Origin of the sequence: Hymenobacter fodinae, assembly GCF_004745825.1 — a bacterium.
Lineage (GTDB): Bacteria > Bacteroidota > Bacteroidia > Cytophagales > Hymenobacteraceae > Hymenobacter > Hymenobacter fodinae.
Genome location: NZ_SRLA01000001.1, coordinates 1,439,053 through 1,455,150 on the forward strand (window position 1 = coordinate 1,439,053; position 16,098 = coordinate 1,455,150).

The 16,098-nt window shown below is 53.0% G+C and carries 10 protein-coding genes; 3 read left to right on the forward strand and 7 right to left on the reverse strand.

The window, feature by feature from the left end:
• Positions 1-16: 16 nt before the first annotated feature.
• A complete protein-coding gene (locus tag EU556_RS06140; protein WP_135432164.1) occupies positions 17-796 on the reverse strand; it encodes a class I SAM-dependent methyltransferase in 780 nt (259 codons plus the stop codon).
• 224 nt (positions 797-1,020) lie between these two features.
• Between EU556_RS06140 and EU556_RS06145 the strand changes: the two genes are divergently transcribed.
• Positions 1,021-1,602, forward strand: coding sequence for a hypothetical protein (locus EU556_RS06145; RefSeq protein ID WP_135432166.1), 582 nt, complete (start codon positions 1,021-1,023; stop codon positions 1,600-1,602).
• An 814-nt stretch (positions 1,603-2,416) separates the two neighbouring features.
• Here the strand turns inward: EU556_RS06145 and priA are convergent.
• The 6 genes from priA to rpsF form a co-directional block, all read right to left on the reverse strand.
• Positions 2,417-4,960, reverse strand: coding sequence for a replication restart helicase PriA (gene priA / locus EU556_RS06150; protein ID WP_245327449.1), 2,544 nt, complete (start codon positions 4,958-4,960; stop codon positions 2,417-2,419).
• A 184-nt stretch (positions 4,961-5,144) separates the two neighbouring features.
• Positions 5,145-7,181, reverse strand: coding sequence for a thioredoxin domain-containing protein (locus EU556_RS06155; RefSeq protein ID WP_135432170.1), 2,037 nt, complete (start codon positions 7,179-7,181; stop codon positions 5,145-5,147).
• A 92-nt stretch (positions 7,182-7,273) separates the two neighbouring features.
• Complete coding sequence (locus EU556_RS06160) at positions 7,274-9,664, reverse strand: GSCFA domain-containing protein (protein WP_135432172.1); 2,391 nt, start codon at positions 9,662-9,664, stop codon at positions 7,274-7,276.
• A 225-nt stretch (positions 9,665-9,889) separates the two neighbouring features.
• Positions 9,890-10,333, reverse strand: coding sequence for a 50S ribosomal protein L9 (rplI, locus tag EU556_RS06165; RefSeq protein ID WP_135432174.1), 444 nt, complete (start codon positions 10,331-10,333; stop codon positions 9,890-9,892).
• A 95-nt stretch (positions 10,334-10,428) separates the two neighbouring features.
• A complete protein-coding gene (gene rpsR, locus EU556_RS06170) occupies positions 10,429-10,680 on the reverse strand; it encodes a 30S ribosomal protein S18 (protein WP_045687822.1) in 252 nt (83 codons plus the stop codon).
• Between the two features lie 9 nt (positions 10,681-10,689).
• Entirely contained in the window at positions 10,690-11,064 is a 375-nt protein-coding gene (rpsF, locus tag EU556_RS06175; protein ID WP_135432176.1) for a 30S ribosomal protein S6, read from the reverse strand.
• 492 nt (positions 11,065-11,556) lie between these two features.
• Here rpsF and EU556_RS06180 point away from each other — a divergent pair, with 492 nt between their 5' ends.
• Positions 11,557-12,825, forward strand: a complete 1,269-nt coding sequence (locus EU556_RS06180; RefSeq protein WP_245327450.1) for a c-type cytochrome — start codon at positions 11,557-11,559, stop codon at positions 12,823-12,825.
• Positions 12,826-12,984: 159 nt separating this feature from the next.
• A complete protein-coding gene (locus EU556_RS06185) occupies positions 12,985-16,041 on the forward strand; it encodes a TAT-variant-translocated molybdopterin oxidoreductase (RefSeq protein WP_135432180.1) in 3,057 nt (1,018 codons plus the stop codon).
• Positions 16,042-16,098: the final 57 nt, after the last annotated feature.

Sequence of the window (16,098 nt, forward strand, 5' to 3'; positions counted from 1 at the left end):
GCTTGGGTAAAGACGGCTATTTTGCCCGACGGAAAATCATCAGATGCTGCTGAGGCAAGGTTTCGATGGTATCGGCTAGCTCTAGGCCTATGGCCGCCATTTCGCGCTTGGCCTGCTCCACCGACATCTTATGAATCCGCTTAATAGGGACGTTCGGATCCTCAGCCCGGTACTCTACCAACGCTAACCGGCCTGTTGGGCGTAGCGCATTGCGCACAGCACGCATCATCTCGCGCGGGTGGTCAAACTCATGGTAAGCATCCACTACAAGCACTAGGTCTACGCTATTGGCGGGCAGATTTGGGTTCTTAGTGGTGCCCAGCACCGGCTCTACGTTTGGAGCCTTGAAGCGGGCTTTATTTGCTTCTAGAGCCGCAAGCATTTCAGGCTGAATATCTACGGCCAGCACTTTCCCTTGCGGCACCAGCGTGCTTAAGCGGAAGGTGAAATATCCTGTGCCAGCTCCCAAGTCAGCCACAACATCCGTGGGCTTGAGGCGAAGCTCCCGCAACAGAATATCGGTTCCTTCTTCTTGTTGGCGGTCGGGCCGCTCAAGCCAATCGGAGCCCTCATGTCCCATCACATGGGCAATCTGGCGTCCCATGTAATATTTACCGATGCCATTAAGGTCATTCGGGGCCCGCCGCTCATAGCCGCTGCTGTCAGGTACTACGCTGCCCTGAAACTGGGAAAGCTGAGCAGCAGTGCTTTCAGTAGGTGGCTGGGTGCACGCCGCCGGAAAGAGCAGCAAACCAGCCAGACTTACACGCAAAAACAACAGAGGAGAAGAAAACATACGCACAGTGCAATTAAACGGCGAATGGACTAACATCCTAATTGCCGGAAGCGTTCGGCCCTGACTACTGTTGTGTGAAACGCTACTGTAAGCGGGTAGCGGCAAGCCTGTCTTATCTTGCTATAATTCATATGAATGCATATTTAATATTCGTTTTTATGACCAATTATTACTTTCGCCCGTAGAAAACGCGTCTGACACACTTTTAACCAACCTTCTTTTCCATGAAACACTTGTCCGGACTCCTTCACAAGCTGACTGCCGTAGCGGCTGTAGCCGTAGCTCTAACCAGCTGTAACCGTGCTGAATACGCCATGCTGCCCAAGACTGCTTCTGCCTACCACGGCACCCAGCGCGCTACCATCGTGACGCCAGCCCCTGCTGCTGCTCCCGTGGTTGACCAAGCTGTTGTAGCTAGCACTCCGGCAACTGCTCCTGCCGAAACGGCTCCTGCTGCAGTTGCTCAGCCTGCTCCCGCCTCAGCCCCAGCTACCACTGAGCGTGCCGCTGTTGCTACTGCTCCTGCCAAAGCGCCTACCGCAGCTCCCAAGCTGACGCTGGCTCAAAAGGCACTGGTGCGCAGCATCGCTAAAAAAGCCGACAAGCTCGCGGCTAAAGCGCAAGTGAACAAGAAGTCGGAAGTTGCCTCTAAGGAAGACGCTAACGCTATCAGCCGTAACATCAAGCTCGGTATCGTGCTGCTGCTGGTAGGTATTCTGGTTGGTCTCATCATTCCAATCCTCGGTACCGTAATTGCCATTATCGGTATCGTGTTCATCGTACTAGGCCTGCTCGACGAAGTATAAGCCTACTGCTTTTTACCTAATCAAAACCACCCCAATTGCGCAGGCAGTTGGGGTGGTTTGTTTTTTTAAGCTGCGCTATATAGTTCGTTTCTTATTCTATCTTGCTCGGGCTATTTCCCGCCTATCGTTATGCCGCACTGCTACGCAGCGTTTTTAGAAGGTAACGTGTGCAATTTCCCTTCACCTATTCTTTTCGGATTATGAGTAAGTACTATTTGACACCGGCTAGCAGCCTGATTGGGCTTAGCGTCTGCCTGCTCGCCAGTTGTCAGACTACACATTCGGCACTGCCGGCTGGCGGTGGCTTTAATTCTGTTGCTGCAGCGCCAGTAGCGGCTAGGCCAGTACCGGAAGAGCCCGCAGCCCTTGTTGCTTCTGTTTCCGAGCAGCCGACCTTGCCAGCTGCTTCAAACCCGCAAAGGGAGCGTGTCGAAGATATCGGAAGGGGTGAGGGCAGCCCGCATTACTCGCTGCGTCCGGCTACTGGCCTACAAACAAGCGTGCCCGATACACTGCCAGCAAAGCAACCCGAAGCCCGCCGTGAGTTTGGGGTTACGCAAATAGCACACATTGGAGGAGGCTTACTGGTCTTAAGCGGTGGCGCATCCGTTATTAATGGCCTGAACTCAGACAGCACAGGGTATTATCCTTTGGCGGCCATTGGCTTCGGGATAATATTGGCCTTGATAGGTGGTGCTATGCTTCTCTTTAAAGGAAAAACAGCCCATCGGCGCCCGAAGTAGGCCAAACAATACGTCTTGAGTGTAAACAAAGTGGCCTAGCCTATCTCATCGATGGCTAGGCCACTTTGGCGTTACATCGGATCTACATCGGCTGCAATGCGGGCCTGCTTAAAATCCTTATGGTCGCGTACTAGGTTGATGGACTCCAAAATGTCAGCCTTCGCTGACCGCAGCACGGTATGCTCCCGGCTGAGCTTGATGGTGATTTCCTGCAGGTAAAAGTTACGAATCCGGAAGATGTACGGCGCTTCCGGTCCGAGCACTGCCTCGCGGCCCAACCGGTCAACTAATTCCTGGGTAAGCATGATGGCAGCCCGCTCGGCCGCTACTGGGTCTACGTGTTTTACCGTGAGGCGAATCACGCGCATGAAAGGGGGGTAACCATGCTCGCGGCGTTGCAGAATCTCGTACTCGTAGAATTCGAGGTAATCATTGCGAATTACCTTATCGAAGATAACCTGCTGCGGGTCGCCCGTCTGGATAATTACTTTGCCCTTCTTACCCTTGCGTCCCGCCCGCCCGCTCACCTGCACAAACATTTGGAAGGCTCGCTCATGGGCCCGAAAATCGGGGTAATGGATGATACTGTCGGCATTGATGATACCTACCAGACTCACGTTAGCGAAATCTAGCCCTTTAGTCACCATTTGGGTGCCCACCAGCACGTTGGTTGTCTGCTTCTCGAAGTCAGAAATAATCTGCTGATAGGAGTTCTTGGCGCGAGTAGTATCCAGGTCCATGCGCTGCACGCTGGCAGCAGGCAGCATAATCTTCAGATCGTCTTCCAGCTTCTCCGTGCCAAACCCCACCGTTTTGATGTTGCGGGAGCCGCAGGCCGGACACTCCACTGGCATTCGGTCATGGTAACCGCAGTAGTGGCAGCGCAGCTCGTGGGCATGTTTATGGTAGCTAAGGCTTACAGCGCAGTTCTTACACTTCGGTATCCAGCCGCAGTCGAGGCAATTGATGAAAGGAGCGTAGCCGCGGCGGTTCTGAAACAGAATTACCTGCTCCTTCGCGGCCAGCTTGCGCTCCATTTCCTGCATCAGCTCCGGCGTGAAATGGTTGAGCATGGTTTTCTGCTCCCTTGACTTTCGGGTATCTACTAGCTCAATCTCCGGCAAGCCTGCCTCCCCAAAGCGCTTAGTCAACGAAACGAGGCCATAGCGTCCGGTGCGGGTCTGGTAGTAGGTTTCTACAGAAGGGGTAGCTGAGCCCAAAAGCGTTTTTGCGCCCTGGAAGTTGGCCATCATCAGGGCCACTTCCCGGGCATTATAGCGGGGGGCGGGGTCATACTGCTTGTAACTCGACTCGTGCTCCTCGTCAACAATCAGCAGCGCTAGATTATCGAAGGGCAGAAACACCGACGACCGAACACCCACTACCACCTGAAAGCGCCCCGAGAGCACGCCATTCCAGACCTCTACCCGCTCATTATCGGAGAACTTGGAGTGGTACACCCCCAACCTAGAGCCAAACACGCGCATCAGGCGCGTTACTATTTGGGCCGTCAGGGCAATTTCAGGTAGCAGATACAGCACTTGCCCTCCACCTTCCAGTGCCTGCTGAATCAGGTTGATGTAGATTTCCGTTTTGCCCGCACCCGTTACGCCGTGGAGCAGCACAATATCCTTCTCCTGAAACTGCCGCATGATGTCGTCGTGCGCCTCTTGCTGGGCTTCACTGAGGGTGAAGTGCATATTGGCAGCTTCGTCATCCTCCATCGGAAAGCGCGACACAATAACATCAAACTGCTCTAGTACGCCATTTTTGATTAGCGTATTCACCGCCGAAGGGGAAAGGTGAGGGGCGCTGGTTAGCGCCGCTTTCTCCATCCCCTTGTGGTTGGCATGCTCATTCTGATACACGGGCACCCGTTGCAGGTAGCGCATGAGCACATCGAGCTGCTTGGCTTTGGAAGCTAGCTGCGTAAATAGCTGCTCGAGAGCCGCCTCAGCTACATAGTGGTGAGCCAGGCGCACCTTCTTCACCACTTTGGGCGAGTACTTATCCGACAGGTGCTCAAACAGAAACACCACGTCCTTCTGCATCAACGACTTGATGTACTTATGGAAGGAGGCAATGCCGAGCAAGTCGCCCACCTCCGTAAAGGTCATGGATTTGCCTTCCTCACCCGTGCTAAGCGCATCTACGATCTTCTGCTCTTGCTCACTCAGCGGGTAAGGGTTAGTATCGACCTCGAATGCCGGATGCAGCTGCACTCGGCTCTCTGAGCTAAGCTTGAGGGCGGCAGGCAATGCCGCATTAATCACCTCGCCCAACGTGCAGAGGTAATAGTCGGCCATCCAGCGAAACAGCTTTAGCTGGGGCTGGGTAACCACCGGGGCATCATCGATAAACTCCAGGATGTACTTCGCCTGATAGTTGGCGGGCGGCGTCTCGTGTACGGCAGCCACAATGCAGCTCAGCGTTTTTTTGGCGCCAAACTGCACAATTACCCGGCCCCCAATCACCACTTGGTCGTTTAGTTCAAAGGGGACGCGGTAGGTGTACAGCTTGGGCAGCGGCAACGGCAGAATCACGTCCGCGAAGAGCGTAACGCGGTCGGCGGCCGGTTCTGGCTGCGGCTGAACAAAGTCAAACGTGAGGCTCAAAAGAAGTCGGAAACAGAATGCGAACAGTAAAGATAAATGGCCGGGCTCAATGAAGTAACGAGCCATTTACGATTTGCCCAGGTCACTTCTATATAGCAACCTCCACATAGGTGCAGCGAAACCTGAGCTTACATAAGTGGCCTAGGCCACTATAGCAACAGACGAACGTGGCAGAAAACGGACGCTAGGCCAGTTGGGCCAATGCTTCAGCTACGGAGTGCACGGGGCGCTGGCACGTGTGGCTAAAACAAACGTAAATGGTCGTTTGATTACCAACAGCCTCACGGTTTCTGAGCAGCGGCAACTCACTGCTAGTAGAAGTGCCCGCCAGCACACTGTTGGGCAGGTAATGCTGGCTAAGGCTGGCCCGAAATTTTTCTGCTTCGGGGCCCACAATGACAATTTCGGCGGCTGGGCGCAGGTGGGCGGCGTATAGGCTTGCCCAGTTGGCCAGGTGCTGCGGCTCTTGAACTACTAGTTCCTGCACTTGCCGGAGCATGCGTCCCGCTAATTCTGTGTAACGCTCATTTTCAAGGAGCAGGCCTAGCCGATGCAGGTTGTGGGCCATTACAGAGTTTGAAGCCGGAATCACATTGTCAAACAACTCCTTTTTGCGGGCTATAAGTGCTGTGCTCTGCGCACTGGTGTAGAAGAATAGGTTTTCACTGGGGTCGAAGAAGTGTTCTAGCACGTAGGCCACTAATGCATCAGCTTCCTGTAGCCACTCCTCCGCAAACGTGGCTTCGTAAAGGCTAATGTAGGCCTGTATGAGTAGGGCGTAGTCCTCTAAGAAGGCATCAATGCTGGCTTGCCCGTTCTTGTAGCTGCGGTATAAGTGGTTGCCCTGGCGGAGGTGTTGCTGCAGAAAGGTAGCGTTGCCCATTGCTAACTCCAGAAACCTCGGCTCCTGAAATGCGCGGTACGCATCTAAAAGCCCTTGCAGTAGCAACGCATTCCAGCCTGTCAGAATCTTGTTATCTAGGCCAGGGCGGATGCGGGTTTCGCGCAACTCAAGGAGCTTCTTTTTCCATCCGGCTACTAGCTGCTGCAAAACTGAAGGGCTGAGCTGGTGGTGCTGAGCAAATGAAGTGTCTGACTCGCGGCGGTGCAGAATGTTGCGTCCATGCTCCCAATTGCCTAATGCCGTGCAGTTGAAATATTCGCTGGCCAATGGTTCCTCATCGCCAAGTGCCTCTTGCAGTTCCTCTCGGGTCCAAACATAGAATTTGCCTTCTTCGCCTTCACTGTCGGCATCAAGAGAGGAATAAAAACCGCCTTCCGGGCTCAGCAGCTCACGTTGTATAAACCCAACTATATCGTAGGCTACTTGCTGATATAGCTTTTCCTGAGTCCGTTGGTACGCTTCAGCATACAGGCTTAGTAATTGGCCATTATCATACAGCATTTTCTCAAAATGCGGTACCAGCCAGTCGGCGTCCACTGCGTAACGGGCGAAGCCGCCTCCCACTTGGTCATGTATTCCACCCCAAGCCAGTTCGCGCAAGGTGAGATGCAGTTGGGCCAAGATTGCGTCGCTATTGGTTAGCGCGAGAGTTCGGAGCAGAAAGCGCCAGATGCTAGGCATTGGAAACTTGGGCGCCCGGCTAGTACCGCCTTTCTCCCTGTTAAATCGGGTAGCTAGATTATATATGAGCTGCTTGAATTCTTCATCGGAAACCCCCGTGCTAGTGGTTGGCGTCCGGTACTTGTCAAGTTCGCTGGCCTGAATTGCTCGCGTAAATTGCTCCGCGGAGGCAGTTAGTTCATCCCGATATTCTCCGGCGTACCCAGTACCAATACTTTCCAGCAGCTCAAGCCAGTTACGGGGCGAAAAGTACGTGCCACCGTAGAAAGGCTTAGCCTCCGGAGTAAGAAATACATGGAGCGGCCAACCGCCCGCCAGCCCCATAGCCTGCAGCGCATCTAAGTACACCTGGTCCACATCGGGCCTTTCCTCCCGGTCTACTTTGATGCAGACAAAATGCTGATTCATAACCGCCGCCACCTTTGGGTCCTCAAACGATTCCCGCTCCATCACGTGGCACCAATGACAAGATGCGTACCCGATACTCACCAAAATCGGCTTCTGCTCTGCCTGCGCGCGTGCTAATGCCTCTTCTCCCCATGGGTACCAGTCAACAGGGTTGTGCGCGTGTTGTAGCAGATACGGGCTAGTTTCTTGGGCGAGGCGGTTGCTGAAGGCAGGGAGTGATGATGTCATCGACGGACAGATATAACGCGGTATAAACAGAAAACCCGGCCGCCTAGGGCCGGGTTTTCTGTTGCATTGATTATCCTAGACGCTAGGCCACTCTACTCACTAGCTTCCGTCCCCTGGTCAGGCGCTGGTTTGCGGCGAGGTGGCCTAGCGCGTTTAGGTGCGGGGGCCGTGGCACCCTCCGGCGTCGGAGTTGGCTCTGGTGCTGCTTTCTTGCGGCTACGGGATGGTTTAGGAGCTGATTCTGCGGCGCTCGTCGTTAAAGTAGGAGTTGGCTCCGGCGCAACAGTCGAAGCCGTTTTCCGGGCAGCGCGCTTTTTGGCAGGAGGTGCTGTCGGTGGTGACGAAGTTTCTGACGAGTTTTCCTCTACGGGCGGAGTGACTGCTGTCGGCGCTGGAGCCGCAGAAGGTTTCCGTGGTGCCCGCTTTGGTAGTGAGGGGGGAGGCACTACCGGAGCCTCGGAAGGCTCCAACGGTGCGGAGGCAGCAGGTGCCACAGTCTCCACGGGCGTTTCAGCACTAGGAGGGGTGGGCTGCGCTGCAGTGGCCGCCGATTCGGCAGCTGCGGCCACTCGGTTCTGGGCTGCTTTCCCGCGGTTTCGACCCGCTCCACCGCGGCTGCGCGAACGGCCTTTTGAAGCGTTAGGGATAGGTGCCTCTTCTGGGGCAACAGCTTCTGGAGTACCTGTCTCCGAAACTTCTGGTACCGTCATGGGGGCCACTTCCGCTGCAAGGGGTTGAGTCTCCACAGTGGGCTGCTCAGTTTCTATGCTAGCTTCCGCTTCCTCCGCTGGCGGCACCGCATACAGCGCTTGGCGGTTGCCACGGCGAGGCTCTCGGTCTTGTTGCCGTCCTTTCCGCTGCGGACGGTTACGCCGCCGCGAGGGTTGTTCGGTCGGTTCAGCAGTTTCTGGAGCATCGGCTACTACTGACGGATCTTCTGCTACTGGTAGTAGTTCTTCGCTACTAGATTTAATTGCCTCTGGTGCGCTAGGCCTATCCGTTTTTCCGAATAACTCAGCTTCTGTAATGTAAGTAATGCCATCAGCAATTGGGGCGTCCTCCGAGGAAGTAGCCGTTTCAGCGCCAGATTCTATGTCGGACTGGCCTACTGGTGTATCAACGGCCGTCACGGCCAAAGCAGCTTCGGCCTCTGCAGCTAGGCGGGCCGCCTTGCGCTTACTACGCTTAGCCCCACCGCGTGACCGGCGCTTTTTCTTGCGTACAGGTGTTTCTGCCTCTGAAATGCTCCCATCGGCTTCCTCCCCAGGTTCTTCTTCCTGCGCATATTCCAAAGTGGCCCCTGAGTACGCCGACTCGTAGGCCTCGTCTGGATCAGCTTCTGCTGCCTGTTGCTCGTCAGACGTTTCCGCTTCTATGAGTAGGCCACTACCTTGGCTAAGCAATTCGGCGCGGGCCTGGTCAGCCTCCTGGGGTTGATCTTCTTCTAAGAAATCGTCCTCGTCCTCATCCTCGTCGGGTTCAGGAGTTGGTGGGGGAGGGGGGAGCGGAAGCGAAGCAAGTTCTCTTTCTACGTGCAGAAGCTCCATGCGCACATCAGCTTGCGCACTCAGGCGTTGCAGGCGTGCTAGGGTGCCTTCTAAAAACTGGCGGTGCTCTGATGCGGCACTGTGCAGTGGGCGGTGAGCCAGCGCCTGCCTAATGCCTTCCCATTCTTTCTTGAATCGGCCAAAAGCCGTGTCAAAATATGTACGTGTGAACCGTTCCCAGATATAGTTCTCGGCTACATCGGAGGGATGGAGCATGTCTGATGCATAAAAGCGGTAGTCCCGCAAATCATCCATCAGCAACTCGTACGCCGGGAAGTAAGACACGTCAGGCAGTAACTCACTAAGGAAGTGGCACGCCACGCGCAACATGGATTTACTAACCGAGCTGAGTGGTAACGTTTCTTTCAGGTGACGCACGGGGCTCACCGTTAATATGAAGCGTAAACGTGGGTTAATGCGTCGTAAGTACGCGTGCGTTTCTGCTATAGCCGCAATAATTTCATCGGCAGTCAGCAGTTCTTTTTCGAATTTATCCGCGGGTACCTTATGACAGTTGCTAATGATTTCTTCGGTTTCGCGTAGGCGGTAGGCATAAGCTGTACCAAGCGTCAACACCACTGCATCAGCGGTAGCCAGAAATACCCCTGTTTCCCGCACAATACTTTGTATGTGCTGGAGTAAGTCAACGGGTGATTCTGCCCCAAGTGTCGCGTGCAAGTCATAGCTCTGCCAGCGGCCTCGCGCTTCCACTACATGCTGCTGCCAATCCATGTCTTCGCCCGCAGCAGCACGAAGGAGTTTGCACGCTGAAACAGGGTTGAACACGGTACCAAAAGGGTTTACCAGTGTCGCCACCTTAAAATCTGCTAATCGGTTTCCAATGGAATCCGAAAAGCAGGAACCAATTGTCAACACCCGCGCGGAGTGCGGCAGTTGTTGCGGATGAGGCGTAAGTGGTAATTCAGTTCGAAACATTTCTCCTTGATACGGCCCTAATACGGCCAACGGACAGGCAACCTACTTAACATCGTTGGTTCGACCAAAAACCCGCTAAAGCAGCGGCGGGAATGGGTTAACTAACCTCCCAATGTAAAATAGCACTATTTGAGGCACCTTAGTATAAACTCCAAGACAACCTCAGCCAGAAAAAAAGCCCGGCTACGCAAGCAGCCGGGCTTTCTTATACGCAAGCGGAATAGCTTATTCAGCTACTACGTTGAAGCGTACCTTGTGTTTTACTTCACGGTGCAGGTCAACCGAAGCCGTGTACTCACCTACTGCGCTGGGCTCCGAGTCAAACGAGAGACGCTTACGGTCTACCTCGATGCCCTTAGCTTTCAGTGCGTCGGCCAGCTGAAGCGTGGTCACACGACCGAAGATACGGCCGCTTTCACCCACTTTAGCTGGAATATCCAGAACTACATCACCGATTTTGTCAGCTATTGCCTGAGCATCAGCTTTCACTTTCTCGGCTTTGTGAGCAGCCTGACGAATGTTCTCGGCTACAATTTTCTTGTTGGTTTTGTCGGCTAGGATAGCCAGACCCTGCGGGAGCAGGTAGTTACGGCCGTAGCCAGGCTTTACAGTAACGGTGTCGTTCTTGTAACCCAGGCCTTTAACGTCGTCTTTCAGAATTACTTCCATGTCTTTATAGAGTTGCTAGCTGCAAATTGTTGGTTGATGATCAGCTACAAGTAGCCCGACTAGCAACGCACAACTGACAACTAAACACTGACAACTTATTTCAACGAGTCGGTTACGTAAGGCATTAGCGCCAGGTGACGGGCTTTTGCCACAGCCTGAGCTACTTTACGCTGGAACTTCAGGCTAGTACCCGTGATACGACGGGGCAGGATGCGACCCTGCTCGTTCACAAACTTCAGCAGGAAGTTCGGGTCTTTGTAGTCTACGTACTTAATGCCGTTCTTTTTGAAGCGGCAGTATTTCTTGCGCGTATCCTGCTTGTGGATTTTTTCGTTGGCGAGGCTCATCTTTCTAACTTACTGGGCTACGGCTTCCGACTGTTTTGCTTTCTGCTGGTTCATCTCGCCCTTACGACGACGCTCGCCGTAAGCTACGGCGTGCTTGTCCAGAACGGTAGTCAGGAAGCGGATTACACGCTCATCGCGGCGGAAAGCCAGCTCCAGCGTGTCCACGATGTTGCCCGAACCGGTGAACTCCACGAGGAAGTAGTAGCCAGTGGACTTTTTCTGAATTGGGTACGCCAGTTTCTTGAGGCCCCAAGCTTCAGTGTTGATAATGTCGGCGCTATTTTCCTTAAGCACCTGGGTGAACTTCTCGACCGTCTCTTGCACTTGGCTCTCGTTCAGCACGGGAGTCAGAATGAAGACCGTCTCGTAATTTCTTACTTCCATTACGACGGGGTGAAAATTGTGTGAAAAACTAAATGAGGGGGCAAAGGTAACACGTTTTTAGCTCGGTGCTATACTATAATGATAAATAATTCATCATTGTCTTTCTAGCAAGGAATTGATAGTCAGTAGGCAAAACTTTCTTCTTCGTTGTAGAGTTGCAAATGAGGTACCTTATATAATAGGTGTACACCGAGAAAATAGGAGTAGGAACGAAGCTGGAGCGTCTTGGAGTATAAAGTGGGCTAAGTGGATGAATGTTGTAGAAGTAGCACCACTGAAGCCTTTTTTAGACGAATTCTAGACTACTGTCAAAGGGCGAAAATTAGCAGAAGCGGGTTTGTTCTCTGCGTTTCCCGACCTACATTTGTGGCCTTGGAGCACCCCCGAGTTTCTTTTTCCCCGTCAAATTGTGCTATGAATAGCATCCGACTTCGTTCTCTTCCCCATCTCCTTCTTGCTCTGTTTCTGACGCTTGCAGCCTACGGTCAATCCTTGGCTCAAACGGTAGGCTCGGCTCCGGCCGTGAGTAAGGAAGGCGTAGCGCCCGACGCTACGGCTGGCGCAACTGCTGCTACAGCCACTGCACCCGCCGCCGGTGGCGGTGATGCCGCCGCTATTGCGGCTGGCGATGCCTTGTTTAAAGGTAACTGTGCCCAGTGCCACGCCGTGAACGACGTAGTAGTAGGTCCGGCTCTGGCTGGAATTACCAAACGCCGGCCCATGTCTTGGATCATTCCATGGGTAAAGAACTCCAGTAAAGTAGTTGCCAGTGGCGATGAATACGCTGTTAAGCTATTCAACCAGTATGGTAAGCAGCAGATGCCTAGCTTCCAGCTTTCTGATCAAGAAGTTACGTCCATCGTAGCTTGGGTCACTTCGCAAGAAGGAAAAGCAACTGGTCCTACCGATAATGCAAACGGGAACAATATTGCTCCTGGTGAGGGCAGCAAAACTCCTGGTGATGATGCAGCTGCCGGTGCAGGAAGCTACGTGAACGTGCTTCTCATTGTGTTGGTAGTAGTACTGATTGTACTGGTGGTAACGCTGGTTATCATCGCTAACATCATGAAGGATGTGCTCCGTGGCCGCAAAGATCTTGATGGTCGTGACGTGGAGATTATTGAACAGCGCTTCGACTACTCGAAAATCTACAAGTCTACTGCTGTTCGGGCAATTGTCGGAGTAGTATTCGTTCTGGCAGTATTATATGAGTCGGTACAAGGGGCTATGGGCGTAGGCCTGCAGCAAGGCTACCAGCCTACCCAACCTATTGCCTTCTCGCACAAGTTGCACGCTGGCGAAAACCAAATCAACTGTGCATACTGCCATACGTCGGTATACAAGAGCAAGTCTGCCAACATTCCCTCGGCCAACATCTGTATGAACTGCCACTCGCAGGTGAAAACGGAGTCGCCCGAAATCAAAAAGATCTACCGCGCTATCGAGCGTAAGCAGCCTATCCAGTGGGTTCGGATTCACAACCTACCTGACCTTGCTTACTTCAACCACTCTCAGCACACACAAGTAGGTGGTATTGAGTGTCAGACCTGCCACGGCCCGATCCAGAATATGGAAGTAGTATACCAGTACTCTCCGCTGACCATGGGCTGGTGCATTAACTGCCACCGCGAAACTCCTCTGAACACGAAAGGCAATGCCTACTACGATAATCTTGTGAAGCTCCATGACACCAAGAATGGTGCAGTTCCCTTCACAGTATCGTCTAACGGCGGCACGGAGTGCTCGAAGTGCCACTACTAACAGGTCAATAAGATCTCAGGAGCCTAGGCCGTTGCAAGCAACAGTCTAGGCTCCTGAATCAAGAAGCCTTAAGCCTTTAACTAAGCCTTAAACTTGCGGACTAAGCGGGGCCACATAGCCGAAACCCCAAGTCCCCAAGACCCTAAGTCCCCTAAACAAATGCAAGAGTCGCCTAAGTACTGGAAGGGAATTGAGGAACTGGAGAACTCACCGGAGTTCATGAAGAATGCGCTCACCGAGTTTGCAGACTTCCTGCCGGTGAAAGAATCTCATGGTGCTTCGGATGCCACGGTGGCCCCCCGCCGCGACTTTCTCAAGCTCATGGGCTTCGGCATTGCCGCCGCAACCCTCGCCAGCTGCGAAACCCCCATCAGAAAGGCAATTCCATACCTCAATAAGCCAGAGGAGGTAGACCCAGGAATTGCGAACTTTTATGCCTCCACGTTTTTTATCGGCCAGGACTACAACAGCATCCTGGTTAAAACTCGTGAAGGTCGCCCAATCAAGTTTGAAGGCAACCCTGAATCACCCATCACACGTGGCGGCTTATCAGCTCGTGCTCAGGCTGCAGTTTTAAGCCTGTATGATGGTGGTCGTCTGCAGCACTTTGCTATTAAGAAAGGCAATGAGCACGTTAAGACTGACCGCGACCAGGTTGACCAAGAGGTGCGCGCTGCTCTAGCTAGCACTACGGGCAAGATTGCCATTGTGTCCCCCACTATCATCAGCCCTTCTACGAAGAAGGTTATTGCTGAATTTGCTTCCCGCTTCCCAAGCACGGAGCACGTGATGTATGATGTAAACTCTGCATCAGGCTTACTACAGGCCAATGGTGGAGTTTTGCCTTCCTACGACTTCAGCAAAGCTCGTACTATCGTAAGTGTTGGCGCTGACTTCCTAGGTACCTGGCTGTCACCAGTAGAGTACGCTCAGCAGTATATCACGAACCGTAAGGTATCGAGCGAGAAGCGTGAGATGTCGCGCCACTATCAGTTTGAGTCGGCGCTGACTTTGACGGGTTCTAACGCTGACGTACGGGTAGCCGTGAAGCCTTCTATGCAAGGCGAAGTGGTACTGGCTCTATACAATGCAATTGTAGGAGGCGACGCTGCGTCAAGCTACAACGACGAAAGCAAGCAGCTTGCCAAGGCTGTCCGGGACCTGAAAAATGCTCGCGGTGCAGCATTAGTTGTAGCTGGCTCTAATGACCCAGCGGTACAAACCCTAGTTGCTGCAATTAACCAGACATTGGGTTCTACAGCAGTAGATACTACTGCTCCTTCCATGATTCGTCAGGGAGATGACGCTCGCATGGCTCGTCTCATTCGTGAGATGAACGCCGGTCAAGTAGGGGCAGTAATCTTCTACAATGCTAACCCTGCGTACGATCATCCCCTAGCTGAGCAAGTTGTTAATGGCCTCAAGAAGGTTAAGACTACTATTTCGCTCAACGACCGTCTTGACGAAACTGGTATCCTATGCACATACGCGGCACCGGACCACAACTTCCTCGAGTCTTGGAACGACTATGAGCCGAAGCGTGGCTCGTTGAGCTTAGCTCAACCAGTTATTACGCCCCTGTTTGCTACTCGTCAAGCGCAAGACACGCTGTTGACTTGGGCAGGAAGCCCAACTACCTATTATAACTACCTTCGCAATCAGTGGAAGGGGGTGTTAGGCGGTAATTTCCAGAAAGCTTGGGATAAGGCTGTACACGATGGGGTAGCAGTTGGTACTGCTTCGCCTGCTCCGGTGGCTCAAGTGGCTCAGCCACTTGACGTGAATGCAGCTATTTCGGCTATTAAGTCAGCGCCTAAGCCTTCAGGTATTGAACTTACTATCTACGAGAAGGTAGGTATTGGTAATGGCGCTAACATTTACGCCAACAACCCTTGGCTTCAGGAACTACCTGACCCTGTATCAAAAGCAACTTGGGGTAACTATGTTGCTGTATCCCGCAAAATGGCTGTTGAGCGTAAGTGGGAGCAAGGTGATGTAGTAGAAGTAAGTGCAAATGATAAGACGATTCAGTTGCCAGTGCTTATTCAGCCAGGTCAGGCTGATGGGGCTGTAAGCATCGCCTTAGGATATGGCCGCACCAATGCGGGCAAAGTAGCCAATGGTGTAGGCGCAAACGTATTGCCCCTCGCTTCTATGCGCAACGATGGTATTCTCTATACCAACGTTGTAAACATCAAGGAGACGGACGCAAAATCACCTATTGCTCAGACCCAGACGCACCATACAATCATGGACCGCAAGGCCGTGGTGCAAGAGGCTTCTTTGGCTGATTATATCAAAGATCCTAAGGATGTAACTGAGTACGAGACTATCTCTACTCCTGAAGGCCCGCAGAAGCCTAATAAAGTCTCTTTGTGGCAGGATTATGAGTACAAGAACCACCACTGGGGTATGGTTATCGACCTCAACTCATGCATTGGCTGTGGCTCATGTGTAGTTGGGTGTCAGGTAGAAAATAACGTAGCAGTAGTTGGTAAGCAGGAAGTTCTCAACCGTCGCGAAATGCACTGGTTACGTATTGACCGCTATTACAGCTCAGACGCGCATAAAGAAGACTTCGAAACGAAGGGCAAGTTGGATACTTACGAGGCGATGGAGCATCCTTCGGACAACCCGAAGGTGATTTTCCAACCTATGTTGTGCCAGCATTGCAACCACGCTCCCTGCGAGACGGTGTGCCCCGTATTGGCTACCACGCACAGTTCGGAAGGTCTGAACCAAATGACCTACAACCGTTGCGTTGGTACCCGCTACTGCGCTAACAACTGCCCGTACAAAGTGCGTCGTTTCAACTGGTTCTCGTACTACTCTAACGAGAAGTTCGAAACGGTAAATGGCCACATGTTCACGGACCTAGGCCGGATGGTATTGAACCCCGACGTAACAGTACGTGCTCGTGGTGTGATGGAGAAGTGCTCCTTCTGCGTGCAGCGGATTCAGCTCGGCAAACTGGAAGCCAAAAAGCAGAAGCGCCGTCCGCAGGATGGTGAAATTGTCTCGGCTTGTGCCCAGTCCTGTCCCACTCAGGCTATTGTATTTGGCGATATGCGTGACCCCAACTCCCGCATTTCGCAGATCATGCGCCGCGAAGATGGCGAGCGTGCTTTCCACGTACTCGACACTATCAACACGCAGCCGAACATCACGTATCTGACCAAGATCCGTAACACGGAATCAGAAGTTCGTAACGCCTAGAAACAGAGCCATAGGGGAGTGCCATGTGGCCTAGCGCTAAATAGCCCTTCCCGTTTA